The following is a 6,951-nucleotide window of genomic DNA, read 5'->3' as shown; positions in this document are numbered from 1 at the left end:
CCAGCGCGGCCGAGGAGCTCAGGCCGGCCCCGAACGGGACGCACGAGTCCACGGCGGCGTCGAAGCCGCCGACCTTGTGCCCGGCCTCGCCCAGGGCCCAGGCCACGCCGGCGACGTAGGCGCCCCAGCCCTGGACGGCGCCGGGGGCGACGTCGGACAGGCGGGTCTCCCAGACGCCCTCTGCCTGCGCCGATACCAGGCGGACCTGGTCGTCCTCGCGCGGCCGCAGCGCGATGTAGGTGCGGTGCGGCAGCGCCGTCGGGAGGCAGAGCCCGGCGTTGTAGTCGGTGTGCTCACCGATGAGGTTGACGCGCCCTGGGGCGGACCAGACGCCCTCGGGGGAGCCGTCGAACGAACGAGTGAAGAGCTCGTCGACCCGGCGGGCGCCGTCATCGGCGGTCCAGGCCTCGAGCCAGTTGATGGTGGTCACGTGTCTGATTATTGCCTCCTGTGCGCGCCGGACCCACCAGCCGGTCAGGCAGCGAGACCGGCGCGCTCGGGATCGGGGCGCGGGCTCAGGCCTCCTGGCGCAGCACGCGGACCGCTCCGGCGGGCACATCGGCGTCGCCCACGATCTGCTGCCCGGTGAGCAGATCGGTGGCGGGCGTGCCCAGGGGCAGCTTCACGTCGCCGTCGGTGTGGTTGACCGCGACGGTCCAGGAGGCGCCGTCGCCGTGCCGGCGCACCACCTCCAGCCCTTCCACCGTGCCCGACGGCGCCAGGCCCGCGCCCGCGTACACGTCGGCCATGACCGTGGACAATGCGTCGACGTCGAGCGCGGTGGACACGTACCAGCCCGTGCCCGCGCCGTGCCGGTGCCGGGTGATGGCCGCGCCGCCCGGCTTGGGGCCGTCGGTGTAGGTGCCGACGGGCTCGGCGCCGTCCAGCACCAGGTCGTCGGCCCAGACCGTGCCCGTGAGATCGGTGGTGGCGTTGGTCGCGGCGCCGGCCCCCGCCGCTCCGGCGCGGTAGGCGACGGTGAGCGCGTCGTCGGCGCGCAGGGGCAGGAACTCCTCCACCCACACGCCCAGCGCGTCGCGCAGCGGGGCCATGAAGCCGCCCGGGTGGACGGCGTCGTGCTCGTCGACGATGCCGCTGAAGTAGCTCACCAGCAGCGACCCGCCTGCTTCGACGTAGGCGGTGAGGTTGGCGGCGTCCTCGGCCCGGAGCAGGTACGACGCCGGGGCGACGACCAGCTTGTACCCCGACAGATCCTGCCCGGGGCGCACCAGGTCGACCGTGTGGCCGTCCCGCCAGAGCCGGTCGTAGTAGGCGTCGACGCGCTCGCGGTGCCGCGCGCCCTCGCTGGGCCGGAACTCCAGGTCCTGCGCCCAGAACGACTCGTAGTCCCAGACCAGGGCGACGTCGGCCCGGACGCGGGAGCCGCGCAGCTCGGTGAGCCGGCCGAGGTTCGCGCTCAGCTCGGTGACCTCCCGCCACACGCGCGAGGCGGTACCGGCGTGCGGCAGCATGGCGGAGTGGAACTTCTCCGCGCCGGAGCGGGAGGCACGCCACTGGAAGAACATGATCGCGTCCGCGCCGCGGCCCAGGTGGGTCAGCGAGTTGCGGGCCAGCTCCCCGGGCCGCTTGGCCACGTTGCGCGGCTGCCAGTTCACGGCGGAGGTCGAGTGCTCCAGCAGGAGCCACGGCTTGCCGCCCGCGACGGACCGCGTGAGGTCGGCGGCCAGCGACAGCCCCACGTACCCGCGCGGGTCGGCGGCCCGGAGGTAGTGGTCGTTAGAGACGAGGTCGACCTCCTTGCCCCATGCGAACAGGTCCGTCCAGGGGCAGCTCGCGGCCATGAAGTTGGTGGTCACGGGGGCTGTCGAGTGCTCGCGGACGGCGTCACGCTCGGCGATGAAGCACGCCCGCAGGGCGGCGTCCGAGAACCGCGCGAAGTCGAGCTGCTGCGCGGGGTTGACCGCCTCCGGGGCGGCAGCCGGGACCTGGACGTGCTCCCAGTCGGCGTAGTGCTGACCCCAGAAGGCCGTGCCCCAGGCGGCGTTCAGGGCGTCGAGGGTGCCGTACCGCTCCCGCAGCCACTCGCGGAACGCGCGCTGGGCGTGCACGGAGTAGTCCAGTGCCACCGGCGCGCCGTACTCGTTGTGCACGTGCCAGCCCGCCATCGCGGGATGGTTGCCGTACCGCTCGGCCAGCGCCTGCGTGATGCGCAGCGCGGCCTCCCGGTAGGCGGGGGCGGTGGGTGCCATGAGCCCGCGGCCGCCCGGCCCCATCGGTGTGCCGTCCCGGTCGATCACCCGGGCCTCCGGGTGGGCCGCGTACAGCCAGGCCGGCGGGGCCGCCGTCGGCGTGGCGAGCAGGATGCGGACCCCGCCGTCGTGCAGCAGACCGATGACGCGGTCCAGCCAGCCGAAGTCGAACTCGCCCGGCCGCGGCTCCAGCAGCGCCCAGCTGAAGATGCCGAGGCTGACCAGGTTCACGCCCGCCTCGTTCATGAGCCGGACGTCCTCCGCCCAGACCTCCTCGGGCCACTGCTCGGGGTTGTAGTCGCCTCCGTAGCTGATCTGGTCGACGCCGGTCAGCCAGCCGTCGAACTGCGGTCCGGGTGTGAAGCGCGGGGTGATGGGCATGAAGGTCCTCTCGCGGTGGAGCTGGTGGAGCTCGGCCGACGGCCGTACGTCGTGCCAGGACAACCGTAGGTCCTTCGGATGGCCGGGGGAATACGCTTCCCGACGGCGTTCCGCGCACCGTGCCGCTCAGCCGCGCACGGCGGCCAGCACCTCCTGCTCCTCGTCGCGGGTCAGGCCGGTGACCGTGGCGTCCGGGGTCGCGCGCAGCCACGTGAGGGTGTCGCGGGCGGTGTCGGCGAAGGGTCGGATCCGCAGGCCCGCCGCCAGCGACGACGTGACGTCGTGCGTCATGAACCCGCCCTCGACCAGGTCGCCCGCCCAGAACGGGATCGACCGGGGCCCGGACCAGGGGTTCACCTCGTGCTCGGCCAGGGTCTGCGGGGCTACCGCGACCAGCTTCGGGTCCGCGCCCACGCCGCTGGCCACCTGGGCGAGGAGCTCGGAGCGGGGGAGGGGCGGGCAGACGGCGTCGAAGTCGCCCGTCGTGCCCTGTTCCGCCGCCGACACGATCCACTCCGCGAGGTCGCGGACGTCGACGAGCTGGACCGGGTCGTCCACCGGCTCGGGCACGAGCACCGGGAGGCCGTCCTCGGCGGCCTGCGCGAACCGGGCCGGCCAGTAGGTGAACCGGCCGCTCGGGTCACCAGGCCCGACGATCAGGCCGGGCCGGATCACGAGGGCCGACCCCGCGCCCGAGCGGACGATGTTCTCGCAGGCGACCTTCATGGCGCCGTACGTCTCGGGGCCGGACGCCGGGTCCTCGTCCGTCTCGATCGGGTCCAGGAGGGGCAGGGTCGCGGGGGTGCCGCCCACGGTGGTCGTGTCGGCGTAGACGTTCACGGTCGAGACGAAGGTCCAGTGCGCGTCCGGGAAGGCCGCGACGGCGCGGCGCACGTGCGAGGGGATCCGGGAGACGTCGACGACGGCGTCGAAGCTCGTGTCCGTCAGCTCGCCGGGCACGTCCTCGGCGCGGTCCCAGCGCACGAGCGTGGCGCCGTCGGGCACCGTGCCGCTCACGCCGCGGGCCGCGCACACGACGTCGTGGCCGCGGGCCAGGGCGGCTGCCGCGACTGCGCGGGAGAGGAAGACGGTTCCACCGAGCACCAGGATTCGCATGGTGCCCACCGAACCGCATCGGGGGCCTCGGGGCATCCGTATCTGCTCCTGGCGAATCTCCGCGGGGCGTAGTGCTGGGTCCTGCTGGGTCCGCGGGCCGCTCTCCCCTTCGAGACCTAAGTTTCTTCGCTTTCAGGCGACTGAAAGCGAAGAAACTTAGGCCTCAAAGGGGAGGCGGCGGAGGCGAGATTCTCGACAGGGCTCACCCGACGGCCACGTGATAAACCCTGGTCACGATCACGTGGTGCGGCCTAGGGTCCTGACTCGACAACAGAACATGGACGAGCACGGGTGGGCCGGAGATCGTCGGTTACCACTTCACATGGAAAGGTTGCGGGTTCGAGTCCCGCCGTCGCCCGTCTGGGCGGCGTAGCTCAATTGGTAGAGCAAACTCCGGCGGTCGACTACACGCCCGCCCGTGCCTCGTAGAGCGGGCCGGAGTCTCTTCGGTTACCTGGTAGATGGCAGTACGGGTTCGACTCCCGGCCCGGCGACGGGCACTGCTCGGCGGCGTGAGCCGCCGTTCCGGAGGGCAGACACACGCCCGCTCGTCCATGTGCCGTGAGCGGCGGGCACTGCCTGCCGCCGCTCACCTCTGCCCGTCGCCAGCACGACCCACCCGAGAGGAGCTTCGCCATGGACATCCTGCGCACCGTGAACCGCCGCCGGACCCCACAGAACCAGCCCGCCGACCCGCGCCAGCAGGCGAACTCTGCCGGCGGTCACACCTTCGTGCTCGACGACGTCACCCGCCTGCGGCGGTTCCTGACCCTCGGCGTCGACGGTGGCACGTACTACGCCTCGGCCGGGGATCTGGCCCGGGAGAACGCCGAGGTCGTGGGCCGGATGGCGGCGGCCGACCCGGTGACCCTGGTCAACACGATCGTCGAGGTCTCCACCAGCGGGGCCGCGCCCCGGCAGAACCCGGCCCTGTTCGCGCTCGCGTACGCGGCCTCGGTCCCGGAGTCGGCCGCTCTGGCGCTCGCGGCGCTGCCGCAGGTGGCGCGCACGGGCACACACCTGTTCCTGTTCGCCGGCTACGTCGAGCAGTTCCGGGGCTGGGGTCGTGGGCTGCGCCGCGCCGTCGGCGGCTGGTACACGTCCAAGGACGCCGACGCCGTCGCCTACCAGGCGGTCAAGTACCGCCAGCGTGAGGGCTGGTCGCACCGTGACCTGCTGCGCCTGGCGCACCCCGTCACCGCCGACCCCGGTCTGCGCGCGGCGTTCGACTGGATCGTGCGCGGCTCGACCGGCGAGCACACCCCGGCTCTGGTCGAGGCGTTCCTCAAGGCGCAGGAGGCGTCGGACGCCGCGACCTGGTCAGCGCTCGTCCGCGACGCCCGCCTGACCTGGGAGATGCTGCCCGACGCGGCGCTGGCCGAGCCTGCGGTCTGGGACGCGCTGCTCGACGTCGGCCTGCCCGCGACCGCGCTGATGCGTCAGCTCCCGCGGCTCACCCGGCTGGGGTTGCTGCCCGCCGTCGGCGGCCGGACCGACGAGGTCGCGACTCTGCTCGCGGACCCCGAGCGGCTGCGGCGTGCCCGCGTGCACCCGGTGAACGTGCTGGTGGCGCAGCGGACCTATGCCTCGGGCGCCTCGGCGCGCGGCACGAGCACGTGGGAGCCCACGCAGCGCGTCGTGGACGCGCTCGACGCCGGCTTCTACGCGGCGTTCGGCGCGATCGAGCCGTCCGGCAAGCGGCTGCTGCTCGCCGTGGACGTGTCGGGTTCGATGAGCGCCCCGATCGCCGGTATGCCGCTCACGGCGCGGGAGGCGTCCGCAGCGCTGGCGCTGGTGCAGCTCGCGACCGAGCCGGGCTCGTCCGCGGTGGGGTTTGCTGCCGGAACGGACGGCTCCTGGGATCCGCCGTCGATCAAGCCGCTGCGCATCTCGCCGCGTCGTCGGCTCGACGACGCCCTGCGGGTGGTCGACGAGATGCCGATGGGCGGCACCGACTGTGCCCAGCCGATGCTGTACGCGCTGGCCAACGGACTGGAGGTCGATGCGTTCGTGGTCTACACGGACAACGAGACCTGGCACGGCGACGTCCACCCGCACCAGGCGCTGCGGCTGTACCGGGAGCGCACGGGCATCCCGGCACGGCTCGTGGTGGTGGGCATGACTGCCACGGAGTTCTCGATCGCGGACCCGTCCGACCCGGGGATGCTCGACGTCGCAGGGTTCGATGCCGCCGTGCCGTCCCTGATCTCGCAGTTCGCGGGCGGGCTCTGACGAAGTGTCGTTCCTGGGTTTTCTCGAGGCCGGGGTTTCTCCGCTCTGAGGCGGCTCAATGCGGAGAAATACCGGCCTCGAAGAGGATGCGGCCGGGCAAGTGGGCGGTCCGCCAGCACGAGCCGGTCGGTCCGTCTGCTGTGGGCAGATCGGACCGTCTCGCCGAGCGATGCGTACGTGTGTGCGATATGTTGATGGCATGACGCGAACGGGTGAGGTACCAGATCGAGCAGGCGGGGAGCCTGCTCGCTCTGTGCTGCCCGACGTCAGCCAGGGGACGAGCGGTGGGCCCATGCCTGATGAAGTCGTCGACGTCGCGGGGGTACGGGCGGTGCGGCAGGTCCTGGCAGAGATGATCTTGCCCGGTGCCACTGACACTCGGTCCGGTGGTGCCGGTGTCTCGCGGGCGGCGCAGGCCCAGTGGGTGGACCTGCTCGGTGAACTCGAAGCCGTGAAGAACGCGATCACCGCCACGCAGGCGCGGCTGACAGTCGCGTTGGACGAGGCCACGCGTGCTGATGAGGCTCGGCAGAGCATCCGGGCCGAGCGGCGTGGGCGTGGTGTGCCCAACCAGGTCGGTGCCGCGCTAGGGGTCAGCCCGCACGCGGGGGCCGGGTTCGTGGCCACCTCCCGCGTCTGGGTCACCCAGATGCCCCACACCTTCACCGCCCTGCAGACCGGGGTGCTGTCCCAGTGGCGGTCCACGCTCCTGGTGCGGGAGACCTCTCACCTGTCGTTGGAGCACCGGGCGCTGATCGATGAGGAGATCTGCGGACCCACCCACCTGACCGAACTCGCCCGCATGAGCACCCGACGGCTGATCGCCCGGATCAAGGAACTCGCCGCCCGGCTGGACGTGCACGCGTGCGTGAACCGCAACGCCAAGGCCGTGACGGAACGCCGGGTCTCGATCCGTCCGGCACCCGACCTGATGGTCTACCTGACCGCCCTGGTGCCGATGGCGCAGGGTGTGCAGGCCTACGCCCAGCTCAAGACAACCGCCGATGCCGTG

At 72.4% G+C, this 6,951-nt stretch carries 5 protein-coding genes; 2 read left to right on the top strand and 3 right to left on the bottom strand.

Translation table 11 applies throughout. From position 1 onward, the window contains the following. From PROKR_RS23705 to PROKR_RS23695, 3 genes are all read right to left on the bottom strand, one after another. Positions 1–430 (bottom strand): galactokinase (locus PROKR_RS23705; RefSeq protein WP_036968473.1); only part of this gene is annotated, 430 nt, incomplete at its 3' end. A gap of 85 nt (positions 431–515) precedes the next feature. Further along, on the bottom strand, positions 516–2,591 hold the full coding sequence (locus PROKR_RS23700; protein ID WP_036968594.1) for a beta-galactosidase: 2,076 nt from the start codon (positions 2,589–2,591) through the stop codon (positions 516–518). A 126-nt stretch (positions 2,592–2,717) separates the two neighbouring features. Next, a complete protein-coding gene (locus PROKR_RS23695) occupies positions 2,718–3,707 on the bottom strand; it encodes an NAD-dependent epimerase/dehydratase family protein (RefSeq protein ID WP_036968591.1) in 990 nt (329 codons plus the stop codon). Positions 3,708–4,343: 636 nt separating this feature from the next. Here PROKR_RS23695 and PROKR_RS23690 point away from each other — a divergent pair. Together PROKR_RS23690 and PROKR_RS36035 are read left to right on the top strand one after the other, a co-directional pair. Beyond that, on the top strand, positions 4,344–5,939 hold the full coding sequence (locus tag PROKR_RS23690) for a TROVE domain-containing protein (RefSeq protein ID WP_036968470.1): 1,596 nt from the start codon (positions 4,344–4,346) through the stop codon (positions 5,937–5,939). 352 nt (positions 5,940–6,291) lie between these two features. Continuing rightward, the coding region (locus PROKR_RS36035; RefSeq protein ID WP_169736541.1) for a 13E12 repeat family protein at positions 6,292–6,951 on the top strand (660 nt) is incomplete at its 3' end.

Origin of the sequence: Promicromonospora kroppenstedtii DSM 19349 (assembly GCF_000515355.1) — a bacterium.
Taxonomy (GTDB): Bacteria; Actinomycetota; Actinomycetes; order Actinomycetales; family Cellulomonadaceae; genus Promicromonospora; species Promicromonospora kroppenstedtii.
The sequence above is the reverse complement of the archived record's forward strand: the minus strand, read 5'-3'. Positions and strand labels throughout refer to the sequence as shown.

Bases quoted from the DNA above. Each gene is read 5' to 3' on its own strand.
- PROKR_RS23700 (WP_036968594.1), bottom strand. From the start codon at position 2,591: ATGCCCATCACCCCGCGCTTCACACCCGGACCGCAGTTCGACGGCTGG.
- PROKR_RS23695 (WP_036968591.1), bottom strand. From the start codon at position 3,707: ATGCGAATCCTGGTGCTCGGTGGAACCGTCTTCCTCTCCCGCGCAGTC.
- PROKR_RS23690 (WP_036968470.1), top strand. From the start codon at position 4,344: ATGGACATCCTGCGCACCGTGAACCGCCGCCGGACCCCACAGAACCAG.